Origin of the sequence: Erythrobacter sp. BLCC-B19 (assembly GCF_028621955.1) — a bacterium.
Taxonomy (GTDB): domain Bacteria; phylum Pseudomonadota; class Alphaproteobacteria; order Sphingomonadales; family Sphingomonadaceae; genus Erythrobacter.
The window spans coordinates 1,360,191-1,380,174 of the sequence record NZ_CP117516.1; the positions used below are offsets into that span (position 1 = coordinate 1,360,191).

The 19,984-nt window shown below is 66.0% G+C and carries 22 protein-coding genes and 1 tRNA gene; 19 read left to right on the top strand and 4 right to left on the bottom strand.

The window, feature by feature from the left end:
- Positions 1-5: 5 nt before the first annotated feature.
- Positions 6-1,502 (top strand): RNA polymerase factor sigma-54, encoded by a 1,497-nt coding sequence (gene rpoN, locus PS060_RS06310; RefSeq protein ID WP_273986269.1) that lies wholly within the window; start codon positions 6-8, stop codon positions 1,500-1,502.
- A 203-nt stretch (positions 1,503-1,705) separates the two neighbouring features.
- A complete protein-coding gene (gene ctrA, locus PS060_RS06315) occupies positions 1,706-2,401 on the top strand; it encodes a response regulator transcription factor CtrA (RefSeq protein ID WP_017665026.1) in 696 nt (231 codons plus the stop codon).
- Positions 2,402-2,563: 162 nt separating this feature from the next.
- On the opposite strand, the gene PS060_RS06320 is transcribed toward ctrA, so the two are convergent.
- Positions 2,564-3,397: a response regulator transcription factor gene (locus tag PS060_RS06320; protein WP_273986270.1), complete on the bottom strand. Its 834-nt coding sequence runs from the start codon at positions 3,395-3,397 to the stop codon at positions 2,564-2,566.
- Between the two features lie 217 nt (positions 3,398-3,614).
- Here PS060_RS06320 and PS060_RS06325 point away from each other — a divergent pair, with 217 nt between their 5' ends.
- On the top strand, positions 3,615-3,779 hold the full coding sequence (locus PS060_RS06325) for a hypothetical protein (RefSeq protein ID WP_273986272.1): 165 nt from the start codon (positions 3,615-3,617) through the stop codon (positions 3,777-3,779).
- 105 nt (positions 3,780-3,884) lie between these two features.
- On the opposite strand, the gene PS060_RS06330 is transcribed toward PS060_RS06325, so the two are convergent.
- Complete coding sequence (locus PS060_RS06330; RefSeq protein ID WP_273986273.1) at positions 3,885-5,342, bottom strand: S41 family peptidase; 1,458 nt, start codon at positions 5,340-5,342, stop codon at positions 3,885-3,887.
- 129 nt (positions 5,343-5,471) lie between these two features.
- On the opposite strand from PS060_RS06330, the gene trmB reads away from it, so the two are divergent.
- Positions 5,472-6,173, top strand: a complete 702-nt coding sequence (gene trmB / locus PS060_RS06335) for a tRNA (guanine(46)-N(7))-methyltransferase TrmB (RefSeq protein WP_273986274.1) — start codon at positions 5,472-5,474, stop codon at positions 6,171-6,173.
- A gap of 136 nt (positions 6,174-6,309) precedes the next feature.
- Here trmB and PS060_RS06340 read toward each other — a convergent pair.
- Positions 6,310-6,386, bottom strand: a tRNA-Arg gene (locus tag PS060_RS06340).
- A gap of 154 nt (positions 6,387-6,540) precedes the next feature.
- On the opposite strand from PS060_RS06340, the gene PS060_RS06345 reads away from it, so the two are divergent.
- From PS060_RS06345 to PS060_RS06415, 15 genes are all read left to right on the top strand, one after another.
- The gene (locus PS060_RS06345) at positions 6,541-6,921 is read left to right on the top strand and encodes a hypothetical protein (protein ID WP_273986275.1); all 381 of its coding nucleotides are present in this window, start codon (positions 6,541-6,543) and stop codon (positions 6,919-6,921) included.
- A gap of 31 nt (positions 6,922-6,952) precedes the next feature.
- Complete coding sequence (locus PS060_RS06350; protein WP_273986276.1) at positions 6,953-7,447, top strand: MmcB family DNA repair protein; 495 nt, start codon at positions 6,953-6,955, stop codon at positions 7,445-7,447.
- Positions 7,448-7,505: 58 nt separating this feature from the next.
- Positions 7,506-8,279, top strand: coding sequence for a sterol desaturase family protein (locus PS060_RS06355; protein ID WP_273986277.1), 774 nt, complete (start codon positions 7,506-7,508; stop codon positions 8,277-8,279).
- Entirely contained in the window at positions 8,276-8,713 is a 438-nt protein-coding gene (locus PS060_RS06360) for a DUF2141 domain-containing protein (RefSeq protein WP_273986278.1), read from the top strand. The genes PS060_RS06355 and PS060_RS06360 overlap by 4 nt, the downstream gene beginning before the upstream one ends.
- 130 nt (positions 8,714-8,843) lie before the next feature.
- Positions 8,844-10,580 (top strand): PAS domain-containing protein, encoded by a 1,737-nt coding sequence (locus tag PS060_RS06365; protein ID WP_273986279.1) that lies wholly within the window; start codon positions 8,844-8,846, stop codon positions 10,578-10,580.
- Between the two features lie 77 nt (positions 10,581-10,657).
- Positions 10,658-12,025, top strand: a complete 1,368-nt coding sequence (locus PS060_RS06370) for a M48 family metalloprotease (RefSeq protein ID WP_273986280.1) — start codon at positions 10,658-10,660, stop codon at positions 12,023-12,025.
- 46 nt (positions 12,026-12,071) lie between these two features.
- Complete coding sequence (locus tag PS060_RS06375) at positions 12,072-12,776, top strand: DsbA family protein (protein WP_273986281.1); 705 nt, start codon at positions 12,072-12,074, stop codon at positions 12,774-12,776.
- Positions 12,776-13,774, top strand: a complete 999-nt coding sequence (locus tag PS060_RS06380) for a hypothetical protein (RefSeq protein ID WP_273986282.1) — start codon at positions 12,776-12,778, stop codon at positions 13,772-13,774. Before PS060_RS06375 ends, PS060_RS06380 begins: the two co-directional genes overlap by 1 nt.
- 132 nt (positions 13,775-13,906) lie before the next feature.
- Positions 13,907-15,103 carry a sensor histidine kinase gene (locus PS060_RS06385; RefSeq protein ID WP_273986283.1) on the top strand — a complete coding sequence of 399 codons (1,197 nt, stop codon included), beginning with the start codon at positions 13,907-13,909 and terminating at the stop codon, positions 15,101-15,103.
- Positions 15,100-15,906 carry a LytR/AlgR family response regulator transcription factor gene (locus PS060_RS06390; RefSeq protein ID WP_273986284.1) on the top strand — a complete coding sequence of 269 codons (807 nt, stop codon included), beginning with the start codon at positions 15,100-15,102 and terminating at the stop codon, positions 15,904-15,906. The genes PS060_RS06385 and PS060_RS06390 overlap by 4 nt, the downstream gene beginning before the upstream one ends.
- 125 nt (positions 15,907-16,031) lie before the next feature.
- The gene (gene nadC / locus PS060_RS06395; RefSeq protein WP_273986285.1) at positions 16,032-16,907 is read left to right on the top strand and encodes a carboxylating nicotinate-nucleotide diphosphorylase; all 876 of its coding nucleotides are present in this window, start codon (positions 16,032-16,034) and stop codon (positions 16,905-16,907) included.
- The gene (locus PS060_RS06400) at positions 16,904-17,323 is read left to right on the top strand and encodes a hypothetical protein (protein ID WP_273986286.1); all 420 of its coding nucleotides are present in this window, start codon (positions 16,904-16,906) and stop codon (positions 17,321-17,323) included. The genes nadC and PS060_RS06400 overlap by 4 nt, the downstream gene beginning before the upstream one ends.
- The gene (locus PS060_RS06405; RefSeq protein WP_273986287.1) at positions 17,301-18,014 is read left to right on the top strand and encodes a ribonuclease T2 family protein; all 714 of its coding nucleotides are present in this window, start codon (positions 17,301-17,303) and stop codon (positions 18,012-18,014) included. The genes PS060_RS06400 and PS060_RS06405 overlap by 23 nt, the downstream gene beginning before the upstream one ends.
- Positions 18,015-18,043: 29 nt before the next feature.
- Complete coding sequence (locus tag PS060_RS06410) at positions 18,044-18,430, top strand: VOC family protein (RefSeq protein ID WP_273986289.1); 387 nt, start codon at positions 18,044-18,046, stop codon at positions 18,428-18,430.
- 85 nt (positions 18,431-18,515) lie between these two features.
- Complete coding sequence (locus tag PS060_RS06415) at positions 18,516-18,965, top strand: hypothetical protein (protein WP_273986290.1); 450 nt, start codon at positions 18,516-18,518, stop codon at positions 18,963-18,965.
- Here the strand turns inward: PS060_RS06415 and PS060_RS06420 are convergent.
- Positions 18,962-19,948: an alpha/beta hydrolase gene (locus PS060_RS06420; protein ID WP_273986291.1), complete on the bottom strand. Its 987-nt coding sequence runs from the start codon at positions 19,946-19,948 to the stop codon at positions 18,962-18,964. The genes PS060_RS06415 and PS060_RS06420 overlap by 4 nt on opposite strands.
- Positions 19,949-19,984: the final 36 nt, after the last annotated feature.

The following is a 19,984-nucleotide window of genomic DNA, read 5'->3' on the forward strand; positions in this document are numbered from 1 at the left end:
CAGGCATGGCTCTCGGCCCCCGCCTCGATATCCGGCAGACGCAATCGCTGGTGATGACGCCGCAATTGCAGCAGGCGATCAAGCTGCTGGCGGCCTCCAATCTCGAAATCGAGACTTTCATATCCGAAGCGCTGGAAGCCAATCCGCTGCTCGACACCGGCGGCCCAGCTGAACCCGGAGAGCCCGAGCGGATAGAGATTGCCGCGTCTGCGGGGGAGGAGGCGACCGCCGATCAGCTGATGCTGGCAGGCGGGGGCGAGGGGGATGCGCCGCTCGACCTCGGCTCGGTCGACCGCGATTTCGACACCGGCGACGGCGCGGGGCCATCAATGCGCGATGCCGAATGGGGCGCAGCCTCCGGTTCGGGCGGTGACTTCGACGACATGCCCGACTGGGAGCAGCTGCGCGCTGCCGAAGTCACGCTGGCCGAGCATCTCGAAGGCCAGATCGGCGCACTCGCCAGCGATCCGCAAACCGCCTTCATCGCGCGCCACATCATCGGCCTGCTCGACGAGGCGGGGTATCTCACGATCCCGCTGGAGGAAGTGGCAGAAGATCTCGGGGTCGATTTCTTTGACGCAAAGGCGGGGTTGCGCCTGGTGCAGTCGCTCGACCCTTCGGGCGTCGGCGCTCGCAACCTTGCCGAGTGCATCGCGATCCAGGCGCGCGAGGCGGATCGCTACGACCCTTGCATGAAGGCGCTGATCGACAACCTCGATCTGGTGGCGCGCGGCGAGGTGGAGCGATTGAAGCGCCTGTGCCGGGTGGATGACGAGGATTTCGCCGACATGCTGCGCGAGCTGCGCAGCTACAACCCGCGCCCCGGGCTTGCTTTCGCAACCTCGGATGCAGGCACGGTCGTGCCCGACATCCTCGTCACCGGCAATGCGGCTGGCGGGTGGGACATTGCCCTGAACGAGGACACGCTGCCCAAGCTGATCGTCAATCGCGGCTATTTCCTCGAACTCAACGCCGGGGCGACCACCCGCGAATCGCAGGGTTGGCTCAAGGAGAAGCTGGCCGATGCGCACTGGCTGATCCGCGCGCTCGACCAGCGCCAGAAAACCATCCTCAAGACTGCCGCCGAGATCGTGAAGCAGCAGGACGGTTTCTTCCGCCGCGGCGTTGCCGAACTGCGCCCGCTCACCTTGCGCGAGGTGGCCGAGCAGATCGGGATGCACGAAAGCACCGTCTCGCGCGTCACCAGCAACAAGTACCTCGCCTGCGCGCGCGGGACGTTCGAGCTGAAATATTTCTTCACCAGCGGGGTCGCATCTGCCGATGGCGAGGGCGCATCGAGCGCCGCGATCAAGGCCAGGATCAAGGCGCTGATCGATGCCGAGACGGTGAAGAATATCCTCTCCGACCAGCAACTTGCCGAAATGCTGCAGAAGGAAGGCTTCGACCTCGCCCGCCGCACCGTTGCCAAATACCGCGAGGCAATCGGGCTGGGGTCGAGCGCCGAGCGGCGCAGGGCGAAGAAGCTCGCGGGCGCATCCTAGCATTTGCCCGCAATGGGCGGGCCAATCGTAAACGCCTATCGTGCCTGCACTTTCCGCTTCCACGGGGGTGTGACTCGAAAGACTCACCTCAAAACGTTAACGCTCTAAACTTCTTATTAACCTTTTTTGGTGAGAAGTGGCGTGGTTAACAGGCAGCAACCTCTCCTAAGCGGGGGTTACCAGGGGTAAGACAGGGGACGAAAATGCGCGTTCTGCTCATCGAAGACGAACCGACCACCGCCAAGGCGATTGAGCTGATGCTCACCACCGAAGGCTTCAACGTCTATTCGACCGACCTCGGCGAAGAGGGCTTGGACCTCGGCAAGCTGTATGATTACGACATCATCCTGCTCGATTTGAACCTGCCTGATATGCATGGCTATGACGTGCTCAAGAAGCTGCGCGTCGCCAAGGTGCAGACCCCGGTGCTGATCCTGTCGGGCATTTCCGAAATGGATTCGAAGATCCGCAGCTTCGGCTTCGGCGCCGACGATTACGTCACCAAGCCGTTCCACCGCGAAGAACTGGTCGCCCGCATCTACGCCGTGGTGCGCCGTTCGAAGGGCCACTCGCAGTCGGTGATCCGCACCGGCAAGCTCGCCGTGAACCTCGATGCCAAGACGGTCGAAGTCGATGGTGCCCGCGTGCACCTGACCGGCAAGGAATATGCGATGCTCGAGCTGCTCTCGCTTCGCAAGGGCACGACGCTCACCAAGGAAATGTTCCTCAACCACCTCTACGGCGGGATGGACGAGCCCGAACTCAAGATCATCGACGTGTTCATCTGCAAGCTGCGCAAGAAGCTGTCGCTGGCCTGCGGGGGGGACAATTACATCGAGACGGTCTGGGGCCGCGGCTACGTGCTGCGCGACAGCGAGACCGAGGTCGAAGCGGCGTAACTGGTTGCGAGGGCGCCTCCGCGCCCTCGTCCTCGCTGCGTTTCGATCCTTTCAGGATCGAGCAGCTGCGGGCGGCCGGTCGGCCTTGCGGCCCTTCGGGCCGGAACAGCGCCTCAACTGTTAACGGGTAGGCCCGGGGCGATCGCTCCGGGCCTTCGCGTTTCAGCCCACCCGCCTGAACACCAGCGCCTTGGGCTCGGGCATTTCGCCATTCGCCCAAACGATCGTCTCGGTCATGCTCCGGCCGTCCTTCGCGACCGTGTAGACCCGGGTCGAGAACCGCTCGCCGCCCTTGGCAAGCGTCATCACCAGCGTGTCGGGCGCGGGCTGGCGCAGGGCGACCGAGTCAATTTCCGCGAAGTTCCCTCCCACCGGCACAGGCACACCATCGGTGGCGGCAGTGGATTCGGACTTGATCGTCCCGCCGTCGCGGTTGGTGATCCACACCAGCGTGTGCATCCGCCCGTCGGCCTGCGGCGTGAAAGTGATCGTCACCGACTCCGGGCGCTCGTTCTCGGGCAGCCGCGCGACATCGAGCGACCATTTCCCGGCGAGCGGCGAGGCGGCCTGTGCGGTCTGGGCGGGTTCTGCGTTCTGCGCGGTGTCCGGGAGGGCGGCTGAGCCGGCAGCCAGCGCGAGGCTGAGGGCGGCGGCGGGGAGCATGATGGCCATGGCAATTCGTCCTTTCGTCCATTCGAACCCCTTCCTGCGGGGAACGGATGGAGCCTCCTCGAACGCCGGATCGTCGGACAGATCAGTTTTCCTGTCCCAGATTTTCTGTTCTGCCAGAAGCCGGGCCAGCTCGCGGCTGCTGCCCACGCCGGTCTTGCGCCGTGCTTCGCGCAGGCGCTCGTTGATCGAGGCCTCGGAGCGGCCCAGCCCTGTTGCAATCGACTTTACCGTGTGCCCACCTGCCAGCAGGCGCAGGATTTCCAGCTCCTTTTCATTGAGGGCAGTGCGCAGCGCATCGGGGCAGTCGGCAGACGGGGTGGACATGGCCCGAGATCACCACAAGCCGCGCGCCCGCGTCCAGCACGATTTTCTTGTGCGCGGCCGCCTGCGCACCGGCCGGTCGGGGGCGGTGGCAATCGCTCCATCGGGGCAAGGGAAAAGATTTCCGCACACAAGCGGAATAAGCCGCGCACCCATCCCGTTGTGGTGATGCCCTGAGCCGCTGTGGCCATTCGGGCGCCTGATAAAAGGAAACACCACCATGAAGACCATCAAGAACGCCGTGCTTGCCGCCGTTACCATCGCCCTGGGCGCGGCTGCGCTTCCCGCCCCCGTGCTGGCCGGTGAAGGCCACTGGTCGATCGGCAAGGGCGTGCAGTGCCGCGTGATCGCCGGCAAGGTGGTGTGCAGCAAGTCCCGCCCGTGATGCGTTAAGCTGTCCAACAGGTCAACGCATGGCAAGGAGGGCGGCTCTTGCGGCCTCGCAACCGCCCACCTTGCTTCCCTTACTCCGGCGCTTGTCCCAAGAGGTTCAGAACCGCGCCACCAGATCGTCCTCGATCCACTTGAGGAAGTTCGCCGTCGACCAGTCGAAATCGGCCATTTCGATGTCGGGCGTGTAGGACACCCCGTTGCCGCGTGGACGGTCGACATACATCTTCATCGGAATGATCCCGCGCGCCATGCCCGATGGCAGGGGCGGGTTGCGCACCTCCATATAGGTCGAATCCGCGCTGGAGGGCGCGCCAATCAGGATCGTGTTCGGGAACAGCTTGAACGTGTCGATCGCATCAAGGCACGCGCTCGCGCACTGGCCGGGGACGACGACATAGACCGGCACGGTCAGTTGCGGTGCGGGCGGGGCCGCATCGGTCTTGGCCGGAGGGTCGAAGTCAGGTTCGACAAACCACGTCTCGCCCTTGGCAATCGCCTTCTCGAACAGGGGGATGAATTGCGCGACGATCGCGGCGGTTTCCGCCTGACCCTGTTCCTTCAGCAGATCGACAAAGCCGCGCACCTCGGCAAGGTTGCCGGGGGTGGGCCGCCACCACACCTGTGTCTTGGCGGAGCGGGCTGCGGCGCGCAGGCCGACCGCGTCCTTGCCCCACAGGTGCTCGGCCACGCGGCGGCTCCAGAGCGATGATCCGCCGTTGTTGTAGCGCAAATCCAGCACCACCGCCCGCGCGCTGCGCAGGCTATCGGCCTTGGCTGCGAGCGTCTCGAACAGCGCGTCATAGGCCGCCACGCCCGCTTCGTCGGGCTGGAAATCGGGCATGGCGATCCAGTGGATGCCGGGCGCGCATTCTTCGATTCCGATGGGGAGCAGATCGCCGTTGATCGATCCGTTGCGCCATTCGCGGTAATAATCCGGCACCGGGCTCCAGCTCAGGGTGCGGTCTTCGGCCTTGCCATCGAACACGAAACGGCAGGTCTGCGGCAGAGCGGCAAAGGGGTTGCCGTCGTCGATCAGCGCCAGCCGCGCCGAGGCCCACCACGCGCCGGGGATGCTCGCCCCGTTGCGCCAGCCGAACACCCGGGTCTTGACGAGATCGGTGACAGGCGTGCCGTCGCAGCTTTCGATCCGGCTTCCCGCCAGCGGACCGCCCTCTGCCGACTTGTAGACATACATCGCATCCCCGCGCCACGCCGCGACAAAGCCCGGCCAGCGGATCGTGGGGGCATAGCCTTCCGGCAACGTGGCATAGGCGCCCGCGTGCACATCGTTGAGCACCGCGGAGAAGCGATCGAGGCTCGCCTCGAAGCCTGCCGCGCTTGTCGCCTTGCCGGCATAGGCCAGCGCCTCGCTGCGCGCCTGTTCGAGCAGGGCGGGGAAGGCCGGGTTGGCGGGATCGTGCATTCCCGGATGATTGGCCTTGGTCTCGGCATAGAGCGCCTCGATGTCCTGCGCGGCGAGGGCGGCCCAATCGGGGGTTTCGGCGGCAAGCGGGGCGGCAAGCAGCGCGGCGGCGCAGATGGCGAAGTGCTTCACGGTGAACTCCATGCGGGTTTGGCGATATTCCTAATCACGCTGCCTGGTCTGCGCGAGAGGCAGATCGACGAACCGCACCCATTTTTTCCGTGCTGGAGCGGCGCGCGGCTTTTGCTAAGGGCCGTCCCCATGACGGCATTCAAGGAAGGCGATCCGACCACCATTGCGCGGCTCTATGGCCGCTCGGTCGGCAAGAAGCTGCGCACCTATCAGCAGGGGTTGGTCGACAACCTCCTGCCCCAGATCAGCGTGCCTGCCGAGGGCGCGGTGACGAGCGAGGCGCTGTTCGGAGACGCGCGCCCGCTCCATTTCGAGATCGGCTTCGGCGGGGGAGAGCATCTCGCCTACCGCGCCGATCTGCTGCCCGATCACGGTTTCATCGGGGCCGAGCCCTTCGTCAATGGGGTGGCGCAGGCGCTGACCCATGTGGCCGACCAGAAGCTCGCCAATATCCGCCTGCATCATGGTGACGCCTTGGAGGTGCTCCAGCGCATTCCCGATGGCGCGCTGACGATGCTCTATCTGCTCCACCCCGATCCCTGGCCCAAGGCCCGCCATGCCAAGCGGCGGATGATGAACGACGGCCCGGTGCGATTGTTCGCGCAGAAAATGAAGCCCGGCGGCGAATTCCGCTTCGGCACCGATCATGCGGTCTATCTGCGCCACGCGCTGATGGTGATGCAGCGCCACACCGACCTGTTCGAATGGGTGGTGGAGAAGCCGTCCGACTGGCAGGTCCGCCCCTCCGGCTGGCCCGAGACGCGCTACGAACACAAGGCGCGCACGGTCTATGGGCACGAGGTGTGGTATTTCCGGTTCCGGCGGAAATGATACAATCGCCTAAAGAGAAACGTTCATTTTCCTCAAAGATTTAGGCTCACCTTGGGCTCCGGCCTCCGTGCGCCATTCCAACACCAATCCGCATGTAGCAGCGAATTGATAAGCAACTGTTATTGTGTTGGAAAAGTGGCGCACCCGACAGGATTCGAACCTGTGACCTCTGCCTTCGGAGGGCAGCGCTCTATCCAGCTGAGCTACGGGTGCTGATGCCGCGGTGGGGCGGCATTGTTGCGTGCCGGGCGGCGCTTAGCAAGTGGGGCGGGGCGGCGCTACAGTTTTTGTGCCGGGGCGGAGCACCGCAGCCCTCGCGGGCACGGGCTTAACCTCTCGGCAAGGATGCGCCCATAGGCTCCACGCCATGGCAACGCTCCCGCCCGAGACGATTCTCCCGCCCGCCGCGCAGGCCGCAGATGCTGCGCCCGAAGTGCTGGCCGAGGCGCTGATCGCGCTGCACGGGCAGGCAGCGGCGCTTGCCATGCTTGCCCGGATCGCGCCCGAACCGGTGGAGATTGGCGGCGAACTGGGCACGGTGATCGCGCGGGCCGCGCCGTGGCAGCGCGCGCTGGTGGCGCAGAATGTCGCTGATTGTGCCGCGATGCTCGACACGGGACTTGGCGCGCTGGGGACGCTCGCCCGCCGCGGGCAGGACACCGCTGCACCCGCGCTGGTGCTCTGGCGCGAGTTTCATGCGGCGCGTGCGGCGATGGTGAGCGTGCTCGAATCAACCGCTTCGGCTTGACGGCGTTCCACTTTCGTTCCAACTCTGCGCCATGACTGGCGCTCCGCTTGCCCTGCCTGATTCGCTGCCGCTGGCCGCGACCGATGTTGCGCGTGGGATCGGGCGCTTGTTTGCCCGCAACGACATCTGGTGCCTGCCTGAAGTGCCGCTGAGGAATGGCCGCCGCGCCGATCTGATGGGGATCGATGCCAAGGGGCTGATCGTGATTGTCGAGATCAAGGTCGCGCGCAGCGATCTGCTGGGCGATGCCAAGTGGCCCGATTATCTCGACTATTGCGACCGGTTCTACTGGGGTCTGCCGCCTGCGCTCGATCGTAGCCCGCTCGAGAGTGCGGCCTACCGGCCCGACACGTGCGGAGTGATCGTGGCAGATGGCTATGATGCCGAAATCCTGCGCCCCGCCGCGCTTGCCCCGCTGGCGGCAGCGCGGCGCAAGACGCAGGTGGAGCATCTCGCGCGGGTGGCGATGCGGCGGCATACGGCGCTGATCGACCCGCTGTGCGCGGCGCTCGATTCGCACCCCTGAAAGCGCACGCGCCTTTGCCCTGTCGCCTGCCCGCGATTTGCGGCATAGCAGGCTTGCGATGCTGCCTGCCGACACGCCTGTCCCGCTTGCGCTGCTGATCGTCAGCCTGGTCGTCACGGTAATCGTGGCGCTGCGATACCTGCTGACGAGCGGGCTGTTCGCCTATGCCACCGCCAAGCTGCGCCCCGGGCTCTATGCCGGCAAATCCGCGCAGATCCGCCGCGAGGTGCGCTGGTCGCTGCTCTCGGCCGCGATCTATGGTGCGCCCGCCGGGATCGTGCTGTGGGGCTGGAGGCACCACGGCTGGACGCAGATGACCGCCGACTGGGGGGCGCTGCCGCTGTGGTATCACCCGCTCTCCGTGCTGATCTATCTCTTCGTGCAGGATACCTGTTTCTACTGGAGCCACCGCTGGATGCATCGGCCGAAGTGGTTTCGCCTCGCCCATGCCGTCCATCACGACAGCCGCCCGCCGACGGCATGGACGGCGATGAGCTTTCACCCGATCGAAGCGATCACGGGCGCCATCGTCGTGCCGGTGCTGGCGTTTATCGTCCCGATCCACCTTGCCATGCTGGGCGTGGTGCTGACTGTGGCGACAGTGATGGGGGTCACCAATCACATGGGGTGGGAGATGTTCCCGCGCTGGCTTGTTCACTCGGCGTTGGGGGATTGGCTGATAACGGCCAGCCATCACGAGCGCCATCACGAGGAATACAGATGCAATTTCGGGCTATATTTCCGGGTCTGGGACCGGTGGTGCGGGACGGACAAGGGGCTCTCGAAGCGGATCGTGGCCGAGGCCGGGCACGGCGCGGCGGTGCAATCGTGAGGGCGGCGGCTGCGCTGGGCGGTGCTGCGGCGATGCTGGCGGCGGCGGCTCCGGCGCAGGCGGCGGATGTGGTGATTACGGTGACCGACATCCGTTCGACCAAAGGCGTGGTGCGCGCCTGCATGACGGCGCGGGCCGACGTCTTTCCCAAGTGCAATAAGGACCCCAACGCCTATCGCGTGGTGGTTCCGGCGGCCAAGAAAGTGGAAATCCGCTTCACCGGGGTGAAACCGGGCCAATATGCCATCGCGCTGCTGCATGATGAGAACGACAACGGCAAGGCCGACCGCGCAATGGGGATGATGCCCAAGGAAGGCTACGGCTTTTCGCGCGATGCGCCGGTCAACATGGCCCCGCCCAAGTTCAAGGACGCAGTGCTGGCCATCGGCGAAAGCCTCAGCCGGCTTACCATCAAGATGCGGTATTTCCTGTAAGGGCAACCTTTGGTGCTGTGCGGTTCGTGCAAGTGATCGCGCCAACAACAAGCAGCCCCGTTTAACGTGATGTTTACCACACCGCGCCAGAACCTCTCCAAACAGGTTCACCAAGGGGCGGATTACAGCCATGGACACTCTGCGCGGCACCTTTGATCCCGACGCTTCTGCGGCGCGGGACTGGGATGCATCCGAAGAGGACAGTGCCGATACGGCCCGCGTACGCGAGCTCCCGCCCGAGGCCATCGGGCAGGACGAACGCCGGATGCAGGTGCGCGCCTACAACCATTGGGCCAGCCTGCTGGGCGAGCGTGTTTTCCCGCACATCGACGATCTCGATCCTGTGGCCTTGCCCGATTTCGGCCCGCACAGCGTGCTGCTCGATTTCTCGCTGGGGATCGACAATCCGGCGGTGCGTTTCCTCGGCGACAAGCTTGCGCAGGAATGCGGCGCGAACGGGGTCATCACCCGGCTTTCGGACGTCCCCCCGCGCTCGCTCCTGAGCCGCATCACCGACCACTATATGCAGATCCTCGCCAATCAGGCGCCGATCGGATTCGAGGCGGAGTTCGTCAATCACGCCGGAATCGCGATCCTCTATCGCGGCATCCTGCTGCCCTTTTCGAGCGACGATGAGCGGATCGACTTCATTTATGGCGTGATCAACTGGAAGGAAATGGCCGACCAGCTGGTTGCAGACGAGCTGCTGCTCGAAATCGATCAGGCGCTGGAGCTGGGGGCCGAACTGGAGGTCGCAGACGAGCCGGTGCGGCGTCCGGCCGACCCGGTCACCGACTGGGCCGATTCGCCCGCGCATGAAACCGACGCGGACGAGCCCGAGCACGATTACAATGACTTCGCCGCCGATTTCGGAACGCTGTCGCCCTTCGACAGCGCGCCCGAAGAGGAGCACGGCCTGCCCGATTTCAGCCAGTATGGCCTCGCCGATGACGACGAGGACTATGACGAGGACGAAGGCGAGGGCGACAGCGCAGGCTACAACTTCGCCAGCCTTGCCGACTATATCGAGGCGCCCACCAAGAAGGCGATCGACCTTGCCGAGTTCGATCTTCAGCCCCTGCCGGAAGAACCCTTGGCCGACGAGGCTCTGGCCGAGATTGCAGGCGCGCATGACGAGCCTGCCGAAGACGACGATATTGCCGCGCTCGAAGCCTTCGCCGCAGCAGCTGCGACCCCGGTCGCTCCGCTCCTCGCGGACGATGGTGAGGATGAGCCGCTGCCGGTCGCCGATCTGCCTGAGGATGCAGGGCTCTATGATTGCCTCGCTGCGGCGCGCGAACTGGCCCGCGCGGCAGACAGCACCGAAGATCGCAGCCGTTCGGCGCTTTATGCCGCTGTCAGCCGCGCTTACGACTTCTCGCTCGCGGCCGAAGCTGCGCCTGAAGACTATGCCGAACTGATCCAGGATGCCGGGCTGACCGTGCAGGAACGTGCGCCGATGACCCCGGTGGTCAAGCTCGTGTTCGGGCATGATTACGACAAGACCCGCCTGACCGAATATGCCGCCGTGCTGAGCCACGCCCATCGCCTCAGGCTGCCCCACGGCGGCCTTGCATCCTTCCTCGCCGAGACCGAGGGCGGGGTGAAGGCGATCGTCAAGGCCGAACGCCGTCTGCGCCGCGAGGAGCAGGGCAAGCCGGTCGAGGAACCGGGTGCCGTGCGCGAAGCCCTGGCCCAGCAATTGCGAGCGCTGGAGGCGATCACGCTCGAACATCTCGATGGCGCAGGCGCGGAGTTCGCGCTGGTGCTGATCCGCCGCGACGAAATCGGCTGCGCGGAAATCCTCGCCGAATTGCCCGAGGATGTCGCGATGATCGAACGCGCGGCCCGCAAGGTGGTAGGTTAGGTTCTCCGATCGCGCCAAAGGGCGGCGCAGACCCGCTTCACTTGGCGTTCAGGCGCAATGGCGGTAGGGTGCGCGCAATGCGCGGTCGCACCCACCCCCTTGCCGCTTTTCTCGCCCTGCTTGCGAGCCTGATCTTCGCTGCGCACCCTGCCGCAGCGCAATCGATTCTGCGCGATGCCGAAACCGAGGAACTGCTCAAGGACCTCGCCGCCCCGCTGATCGAGGCGAGCGAGTTGCAGCCGGGCAATGTCGAGCTGGTGCTGATCAATGACGGCTCGATCAATGCCTTTGTCGCAGGCGGGCAGGCGATCTATGTCCACACCGGCCTGATCGCCGCGGCCGAGACCGCCAACGAGGTGCAGGGCGTTCTGGCGCACGAGCTTGGCCACATCACCGCCGGGCACGTGGTGCGCTTCAACGAACGCACCAAGGCTGCCAACGGCATCTCGATCCTCTCGCTGCTGCTCGGTGTCGGCGCGGCGCTGGCTGGCGCGGGCGAGGGCGCGATGGGGATTATCGCTGCCGGGCAGCAGGCCGCGATGGGCAGCTTCCTCGCCTTCAACCGCGATCAGGAAGCCTCGACCGACCTTGCCGGCGCGCGTTACCTGTCGGGCGCGGGGATCACCGGCAAGGGCATGATCAAGTTCTTCGAGCGGCTGCGCGGCAACGAAATCCGCGCGGGCTACAGTCAGGCCGATGAAGCCGCCTATGCCCGCACCCACCCGCTCACCGGCGACCGAATCCAGACGCTGCGGGTGCTCTTGGAACAGGATCCCGCATGGGAGACCCCGCCCGATCCGGCGTTGCAGGAACGCTTCATCCGCGCCAAGGCCAAGCTGTTCGGATACCTCTCCGAACCGCGCCGCACGCTCAACGTCTATCCCCCGCGCGACACCAGCATCCCGGCGCGTTATGCCCGCGCCTATGCCTATCACAAGGACGCCCGCGTCGAATTGGCGCTGGCCGAGGCCGATGCCTTGCTTGCCGCCGAACCGGACAATCCGTGGTTTCTGGAGCTGAAGGGCCAGGTGCTGCTCGAATCCGGTCGCCCTCTCGAAGCGCTCGCCCCCTTGCGCCGCGCGACCGAGATCACCCGCGCCCATCCGCTGATTGCCGGGATGCTCGGCCACGCCCTGATCGCGACCGAGGACAAGGCCAATTTCCCCGAAGCCGAACAGGTGCTGCGCGCTTCGGTGCAGCGTGATCGGTACAACCCCTTCGCCTGGTATCAGCTCGGCGTCGTCTATGAAGCGCGCGGCGATATTCCGCGCGCGCGGCTCGCCAGCGCCGAGGTGCAGGTGATGAACCGGCAATATCCGGCAGCGCTCGCCAATGCCCAGGCGGCGGAGGCCTACCTGCCCTACGGCTCGCCCGACTGGATCCGCGCACAGGATGTCGCGCTTGAAGCGCGTGCCGAACTGGAACGGGTGCAAAAGCGTCGCTAGGCTGACGCCCGTCATCCTGCCAACCCTCTGCGAGAAGCACCCGCCAATGTCGACCGAACCGCCCCGCACCTTTGGCCAGACCCTGCTGACTGCGCTGATGGCGCTGGTGTTCGGCTTTCTTGGCGCGGCGGTGTGGTCCTATTCGGGCCTGGCTGACAATCGCACCCGCAGCTTCCTGCTCGGCAATCCCGAACTGCTGCCGCAGATGGCCGAAGCCTACGAACAGCAGCAGGCGACCGAGCGGCTGACCAAGGTCGACAAGGCGGTCTACGACCCCTTCCCCGGCGTGGTGCTCGGCAACCCGCAAGGCAGCAAGGTGCTGGTCGAGTTCACCGATTATAACTGCCCCTATTGCGAGGCGAGCCTCAAGGACGTGAACCGCCTGATCGAAGACGACCCCGATCTCAAGGTGGTGATCCGCGAATGGCCGATCTTCGAAGGTTCGGACGCGGTCTCGCGCATGGCGCTGGCCGCGGGGATGCAGGGCAAGTACCGCGCCTTCCACGACGCGATGTTTGCCACGGGCGATGTCGATGCGGCGGCCAAGGCAGCGGGGCTCGATCTCGATCAGGCCGCGCGCGATGCGGCATCCGAGGTGGTCTCGACCGAGATCGCGCGCAATCTCGACTTCGCCCGCCAGCTGGGCTTTTCCGGCACGCCGGCGTGGATTGCGGGCACGACCCCGCTCGGCGGCGCGGTCGGCTACGACAAACTCAAGGCCGCGCTGGCGGAGACAGGCGCGGCGCGCTGATGCGATGGGCTGGGGGGCTGGTCTGTGCGGCAGCGGCGCTGTTGGCCGCACCCGTGCCGGCTGCCCCGCAGGAGGCTGCGGCCCCGCCGCGCATTGATTACGCCGCCGAGCGCGCCGCGATCGGGCGCTATCAGGACGCCGACCAGCGCTTGCAGGATGTGGGCTGGCAGTTGGCGCGCGCCAATGCGCCCTTCTGCCCCCGCGTCGTGCCGAGCATCGGTCTGCAATTGCAGGACATGGCGAGTTATGGCGCGCCCGGCATCGCCCGCGCAGCGCTTGGTCTGGAGCGGGACTTTGCGGTTGAAACCGCCGCGCGCGGATCGCCCGCTGCGCTGTCGGGCGCGTTCCGGCGCAACCGCGAGATCGCGCAGTTGCAAGGCTTCGACCCCAACCAATGGCCCGCAGGCGCGGCAATGGAATGGCAGCGGCTGGTGCGCGCGCATGACCATATCGAGGCGATGCTGACCGAGCACGGCGGCATCACCATCACCTTTGCCGATGGGGCGGCGGTGCGGGTGCAGCCGGTCGAGGTCTGCGCCACCCGCTTCGAACTGATGGGCGATGGCCGCAAGGCGGTGGCCGATGGCAACCGGGTGGTGATCGGGATCGGCTTTCCGGCCTTTGAATACCCCGAAGAACAGGTCTTCGCCGCGCTGGTCGCGCACGAGCTGGCGCATAATGTGCTCGGCCACGATGCCTGGCTCGATGCCAATGGGCGCAGCGCGCGCAATGTCCGCCGGATCGAGCGTGAGGCTGACCGGCTGGTGCCGTGGCTGCTCGCCAATGCGGGCTATGATCCGGCCGCCGCCGTCACCTTCATGACCCGCTGGGGATCGACCCATGACGCCGGCCTCAAGCTGCGCCGCACCCACGAAGGGTGGGACGAACGCGCCGAGGCGATGGCGGCCGAGCTGCCCGCGGTCAAAGCCTGGATGACGAGCGAGGGACAGGCTGACTGGGCCCGGCAATTCCGCCGCGAAATCAGCGTGGGACGCTAGGGCACTGCTGCCCCTTGCGGCGCGGTGCCGGCCCGCAGCCCGGTCGATCTTGCGCCGAGCCGTTCCTGCCCCAAGATAATGCGACCGATTAACGGTGCCCATTGCGACGAAATGAGTTAGACCGGGACCACTATGGCAGTGCTCCAGATCCAGGCGGCGCCGTTCTTCGCGAGCAAGAACCGGGCGTTCTGGAACCTCCAGCTGGCAGGCTGGGGCGCGGCTTTCCTGTTGCGCGCGGTCTCTGCGCTGGCGAACAAGCAGGAACTCGACGTGCTGGCGCTGATCCTCGTCACCACGATCACCGGCTTTTCGATCAGCCTGATCCTGTCGGTGATCTACCGCCAGCTGATCCGCCAGCAGCCGCTGGTGACCTGGGGGCTGACAGCCGTGGTGCTGATCTTTGCGGTGGTGCTCCACGCGTCGATCGATGCCTGGGTGCAGGGGGTCTATACCGGCGGCAGCCGTGACAATTTTGCCCAGCGCCTGATCGGCCTGCTCTATCTGCCCATGACGCTGCTTGGCGGGTGGAGCGCGCTTTATTACGCGATCAACTTCTTCCTGACGGTGGAACAGCAGGCCGACCGGCTCGAACGGCTGGAAGCGCAGGCGACCGCTGCGCAGCTCGCCATGCTGCGCTATCAGCTCAACCCGCACTTCCTGTTCAACACGCTGAATTCGATCTCGACGCTGGTGCTGCTCAAGCAGACCGAGCCTGCCAATGCGATGCTGACGCGGCTGTCGGGCTTCCTGCGCCACACGCTGGTCGCCGAGCCGGGCAGTCAGGTGACGCTCGAGCAGGAGATCGAGACGCTGCAGCTCTATCTCGACATTGAGCGGATGCGCTTCGAAGAACGCCTGCGCACCCAGTTCGAGATTGAGGATGCGGCGCTCAAGGCGCAATTGCCCGCGATGCTGCTGCAACCGCTGGTCGAGAACGCGATCAAATATGCCGTCAGCCCGCAGGAGGAAGGCGCGCAGATCGCCCTCACCGCGCGGGTGATCGGCGATCGGCTGCGCCTGACGGTCGAGGATACCGGGCCGGGCGTGGATGATCTGTTCGCCTCGCGTGATCCGGTGCCGGGCCGCCCGGTGTCGACCGGCGTGGGCCTTGCCAATATCCGCAATCGCCTGGCGCAGGCCTATGGCGACAATCACCTGTTCGAAACCCGTTCGGAAGCTGGGGGCGGCTTTACCGTGCTGATCGAGATCCCGTTCAACCGGGCCGATGCCGTCGCCCCTGAACCGCCCGCCCTCCCCGCGGCGGCGAGTCAGGCCGGCAATGTCGTGCCCCTCAACCCCCCCCAACGCCTAATCGGAACTCCCCTATGACCATCAGAACGATCCTTGTTGATGACGAAAAGCTCGCCATTCAGGGCTTGCAACTGCGGCTTCAGCCGTTCGAGGACGTCGAGATCATCGACACCTGCGCCAACGGGCGCGAGGCGATCCGCAAGATCAAGACCGAGAAGCCCGATCTGGTCTTCCTCGACATCCAGATGCCCGGCTTTGACGGCTTTTCCGTCGTCAAGGGCGTGATGGAGATCGAACCCCCGCTGTTCGTCTTCGTCACCGCTTACGAAGAACACGCGATCCGCGCCTTCGAGGCGAATGCCGTCAATTACCTGATGAAGCCGGTGGATGAGCAAAAGCTCGCCGACACCATCGAACGCGTGCGCCAGCGCCTCGCCGAGAAGAAATCGGCCGAGGATGCCGGGCAATTGCTCGACGTGCTCAACGAAATCGCCCCTGAACGTGCGGCTGACTTCGTCGAGACCGCTGCGCCGACCACCGAAAGCGCCGACCGCTTCGAAAAACTCATCAACGTCAAGGATCGCGGGCAGATCTTCCGCGTCGAAGTCGACACGATCGAGCATATCGAGGCGGCGGGCGACTACATGATCATCTCGACCGGCGACAATTCGCTGGTGCTGCGCGAGACGATGAAGGATCTGGAGCGCCGCCTTGATCCGCGCAAGTTCCAGCGCGTCCACCGCTCGACCATCGTCAACCTCGATCTGGTGCGGCAAGTGAAGCCCCACACCAACGGCGAATGCTTCCTGGTGCTGGAAAGCGGCGCCGAGGTGAAGGTGAGCCGCAGCTACCGCGATGTGGTCGCGCGGTTCGTGCATTGACCAATCCCCTCGTCATTGCGAGGAGCATGGCGACGAAGCAATCCATGGCCTGATGCTCCCAGACAGGGCGTGGGCCATGGATCGCCGCGGGCCTACCGGCCCTCGCGATGACGAAGGATGTATTGGTGCCTGACTTCACCCTCCCCGGCTTCGACCTCGCCACATTCATCCACGCCACGCTGGCGGAGGACTTGGGCGAAGGCCTCCCCGGCGGCGGGCGCGATGTCACGTCGGAGAGCGTGATCCCGGCGGACGCGCGGTTTTCCGGCGTGATGGACAGCCGTGATGCGATCGTCGTCGCAGGCCTGCCGCTGGCCGAAGCCTTCTTCCGCCATCTTGATCCCGATTGCACCCTCGAAACCCTCGTCCATGATGGCGACAAGGTGCCTGCGGGCACCGATCTGATGCGGATCGAAGGACGCGCCCGCGCGCTGCTGACAGCGGAGCGCAGCGCCTTGAACATCGTCCAGCACCTCTCCGGCATCGCCACCCTGACCCACGCCTATGTCACCGCCATGCGCGGGGAAGGCGGCAATCCGGCCTGCACGCTGCTCGACACCCGCAAGACCATCCCCGGCCTCAGGTTTCTCGAAAAATACGCCACCCGGCAAGGCGGGGCGCAGAACCACCGCATGGGGCTGTGGGATGCGGCGATGATCAAGGACAACCACGTCGCGGTCGCAGGCAGCGTCGGCGAGGCGGTGCGCCGGGCGCGCGAGGCGGGGGTCGAGAAGATCATCTGCGAGGTCGACAACCTCGACCAGATCGAACCCGCGCTGGCGGCGGGCGCGCATCACCTGCTGCTCGACAACATGGATCCCGCAACGCTGGCCGAGGCCGTCCGCATCGTCGCAGGCCGCGTGCCGACCGAGGCGAGCGGGGGCGTCAACCTCCAGACCATCGCAGCGAAGGCGGCGAGCGGGGTCGATTACATCTCGGTCGGGCGACTGACCCAGAGCGCACCTGCGGCTGACATCGGGCTGGATTTCAAGCCGCTATGAAGCTGATCCGGGGGCCAAGGCCGCTGGCGATCCGGGTGTTTGCCGCCGCCTTCCTCTCGGCTGCACTGCTGCGGCTGGTGCGCGGCCTCGGCGATCTGCCGCTCGCCCAGCTGGTCTATGCACTGCATCTGCCGTGGGACGGCTGGAACCGCGACTGGACGATTGTGGCGCTGTCAGCCGAGTTCACGATCGCGCTGATCCCGCTTGCATGGATATACCTCTTCGCCGCGCCCTTCGCGCGCTGGCTGGTACTGGGCTTCGGGGCGCTGCGGCTGGCCTTCCTCGATCCTGCCGCGCTCGCAGGGGCGCTGCTGGTGGCAGTGGCGATGGCGAGCCTCCTGACCCCGCAGGCCGCCCGCTGGTTTGCCCGCACCCCCCAGCCCGGAGAGGAAGATGGCCCTGCGGTGTTCGAGTAAATTTGCGCTCGCCGCGCTCGCGCTGGCCCTGCCCGGTGTCGCCCATGCGCAGGCCTATCAGTGCCGCGCTCCGCAGGTCACCCGCGTGCCCGCGATCAGCCCCGACGGCCCGCGCCGGGTGGTGCCGATCACCGGCTATACCCTCGCGCTCAGCTGGAGCCCGGAGTTCTGCAAGTCCCGCCAGAGCGACCGCAGCCACGCCTTCCAGTGCGGCGGGCGCAGCGGCAGCTTTGGCCTTGTCGTCCACGGGCTGTGGCCCGAAGGCGGGCAGAGCTGGCCGCAATGGTGCGCCGCGCCCAATGCCCTCACCCCCGCCGATGTGCGCGCGAATATGTGCCTGATGCCGTCTGACTGGCTGATCGCGCGGCAGTGGGCCAAGCATGGTAGCTGCATGGTCAAGCGCCCGGCGAATTACCTCAAGGTGATCCGCATCCTGCGCTCCGGCCTGCGCTTTCCCGATTACGACCGCATCAGCCGCGAAGACGGCCTCACGGCAGGCCGCATCCGCGCCGCCTTTGCCGATGCCAATCCGGAATGGCCCGAGGCCGCGATCGGGGTGAAGCTGAATGGCCGGGGCTGGCTGGAGGAAATCCGCCTGTGCTATTCCAAACGCTTCCGCCCGGCGCGCTGCACACCCTCGCGCTGGGGGGCCGCAGACACGGCTCCGGCGCAGATCTGGCGGGGATTGTAGCGTGCGCTGTGCTTAATATGTGGCAATTGATGGCCTACGCTCTCGATCACCTCACGATCCTCTCGCGCGATCCCGATAGGGCCGCAGCCTTTTATGGCTTCCTGCTCCCCCGGATCGGCTTCACGCAAAAGAAGCGTGGCATCTGGGCCAATGCGTCGGGGCTCCACATCCAGTTCACGAAGGCAAAGGAAGGGACGGGCGATTATGGCCGCTACGCCCCCGGCCTCAACCATTTCGGATTTTCCGCGCCCAGCGCCGAGGCGGTAGAGGCCCTTGCTGCGGAGTTTGCCCAGGCGGGGATCGAAGCAAGGCTCCAGCGTTTCGAACCCGGCATCACCGCGCTGTTCGTGCCCGATCCCGATGGCCTCAGGGTGGAGATCAGCCACTATCCGCCGGGCGTCCCGCCAGTCGATTGAGAGAGACTTTCCGATGACCTTCGCTGACAGGTCGAGACCGTCAAGGCCGAGCCTCGGACAGCGCATCGGGGCCGCTTGCCTGAGCGTGCTTCTGCTCTTGATCGGCAGCTGCACCGCCTATGATTACGGGTCGCGCTATGCCTCGTGGATGGGGCTCGACAAGGCAGGCGTCGTTGCCGCGGCGCAGTGGTATGTGCGCGAGCGGGCGCCGGGGCAGAAGGTCTGCCTCTACGTCGCGACCTGCGCCAAGGGCCGCGCTCGGCTGGCGCTGGTCAAGGATATGGCGGCGTGGGATGTCGAGGCGACCCGCCAGCTGGCATGGGATCGGCGCTTCAGCGATGCCTGCCCGGGCTATACCGCCAATCTCGCGCTCGAAGTGGCACAGGGCGGGCCGCAGTCGCCGCCGCTGGGCACGGAGCGCGCGGTGTGGTCGTTCTACCTCGACCGCTTCCGGCCATGGCAGACGCATGACTTCTCGGCCTTCAGCGAGAAGCCAACGGAGCCCTGCACGCCCGAACACGCGATCGCCGGCTAACGCGGAATATCGCGCCGCTCGTAAACCGGCACGCCGCCTGTGCGGACATGGGCATCAATGAAGCTCGCGGTCTTGTCGGCGATCGATTGCCCGTCGACCGTCAGCACGAAGAATCCGCTGCCGTTGAAATCGTGCTCGCCGCCGATGATCGAATAGAGCGTGAAGGGCACGCCTGCGCGCTGCGCCTGATTGGTCAGCTCGGTTGCGCGCAGATAGGGCACCGTGCTGTCAGCGGTGCCGTGCATCACGAACAGCGGCGGCTCGCCCGCTTCCATGTCGCCGACGCGGAAATGGCCACCCCAGTAATCGACCGCGACCCGCACCGGGGGCCGGGCAATCGCATATTCGTCGAGACTATAGGCCAAATGCATCACCGTGAAGGCTCCGGCCGAACTGCCCCACAGGCCGAAGCGCTGCGGGTCGATGCACCAGGCGGCGGCATTGGTCTCGGCCCAGCGCAGCGCGCGCGTCGCATCCTCGACCGCCGCGGTGAAAGCGGTGACGCGCGCGGGCGGCTCGGTGGTGTTGAGCGCCTGAAAGTCGCGTTCGAACTGCGCGAATTCGCTGCCGATCACCGGATTGTCGCCCTGCAAGCGATAGGAGATCGAGACGAGGTTGATCCCCCGGTTCGCCAGCGCCTGCGCGATCGTATCGACATTGCCGCCCCGCCGACTGCCGCCGACAAAGCCGCCCCCATGGACGAACATCACCGTCGGGCGCGGAGCGGTGCAGGGTGTATCGGGACGGTAGATATCGAGCTGGAGCGTCTGTGTGCCGCCCGCCACCGCGCCGCTGCCATAGGTGATGTTGGGGGTCTGGACGACACCGACCGGGGCGGGGGTGGGGGTGGGGGTCGGAGTGGGAGAAGGCGAGGGCGTTGGCGTGCCCCCGGTGGGCGGCGGGGCGCTGGTGTCTTCACCCCCGCACCCTGCGACCATGACGGCCAGTGCCGTACCGATTGCCCATGCCGCTTTGCGTCCCATGCCAGACCCTCGTGCTGCGCCGCCCATGCCGCGCCA

Bases quoted from the DNA above. Each gene is read 5' to 3' on its own strand.
- rpoN (WP_273986269.1), top strand. From the start codon at position 6: ATGGCTCTCGGCCCCCGCCTCGATATCCGGCAGACGCAATCGCTGGTG.
- ctrA (WP_017665026.1), top strand. From the start codon at position 1,706: ATGCGCGTTCTGCTCATCGAAGACGAACCGACCACCGCCAAGGCGATT.
- PS060_RS06320 (WP_273986270.1), bottom strand. From the start codon at position 3,397: ATGTCCACCCCGTCTGCCGACTGCCCCGATGCGCTGCGCACTGCCCTC.
- PS060_RS06325 (WP_273986272.1), top strand. From the start codon at position 3,615: ATGAAGACCATCAAGAACGCCGTGCTTGCCGCCGTTACCATCGCCCTG.
- trmB (WP_273986274.1), top strand. From the start codon at position 5,472: ATGACGGCATTCAAGGAAGGCGATCCGACCACCATTGCGCGGCTCTAT.
- PS060_RS06345 (WP_273986275.1), top strand. From the start codon at position 6,541: ATGGCAACGCTCCCGCCCGAGACGATTCTCCCGCCCGCCGCGCAGGCC.
- PS060_RS06350 (WP_273986276.1), top strand. From the start codon at position 6,953: ATGACTGGCGCTCCGCTTGCCCTGCCTGATTCGCTGCCGCTGGCCGCG.
- PS060_RS06355 (WP_273986277.1), top strand. From the start codon at position 7,506: ATGCTGCCTGCCGACACGCCTGTCCCGCTTGCGCTGCTGATCGTCAGC.
- PS060_RS06365 (WP_273986279.1), top strand. From the start codon at position 8,844: ATGGACACTCTGCGCGGCACCTTTGATCCCGACGCTTCTGCGGCGCGG.
- PS060_RS06370 (WP_273986280.1), top strand. From the start codon at position 10,658: ATGCGCGGTCGCACCCACCCCCTTGCCGCTTTTCTCGCCCTGCTTGCG.
- PS060_RS06375 (WP_273986281.1), top strand. From the start codon at position 12,072: ATGTCGACCGAACCGCCCCGCACCTTTGGCCAGACCCTGCTGACTGCG.
- PS060_RS06380 (WP_273986282.1), top strand. From the start codon at position 12,776: ATGCGATGGGCTGGGGGGCTGGTCTGTGCGGCAGCGGCGCTGTTGGCC.
- PS060_RS06385 (WP_273986283.1), top strand. From the start codon at position 13,907: ATGGCAGTGCTCCAGATCCAGGCGGCGCCGTTCTTCGCGAGCAAGAAC.
- PS060_RS06390 (WP_273986284.1), top strand. From the start codon at position 15,100: ATGACCATCAGAACGATCCTTGTTGATGACGAAAAGCTCGCCATTCAG.
- PS060_RS06400 (WP_273986286.1), top strand. From the start codon at position 16,904: ATGAAGCTGATCCGGGGGCCAAGGCCGCTGGCGATCCGGGTGTTTGCC.
- PS060_RS06405 (WP_273986287.1), top strand. From the start codon at position 17,301: ATGGCCCTGCGGTGTTCGAGTAAATTTGCGCTCGCCGCGCTCGCGCTG.
- PS060_RS06410 (WP_273986289.1), top strand. From the start codon at position 18,044: ATGGCCTACGCTCTCGATCACCTCACGATCCTCTCGCGCGATCCCGAT.
- PS060_RS06420 (WP_273986291.1), bottom strand. From the start codon at position 19,948: ATGGGACGCAAAGCGGCATGGGCAATCGGTACGGCACTGGCCGTCATG.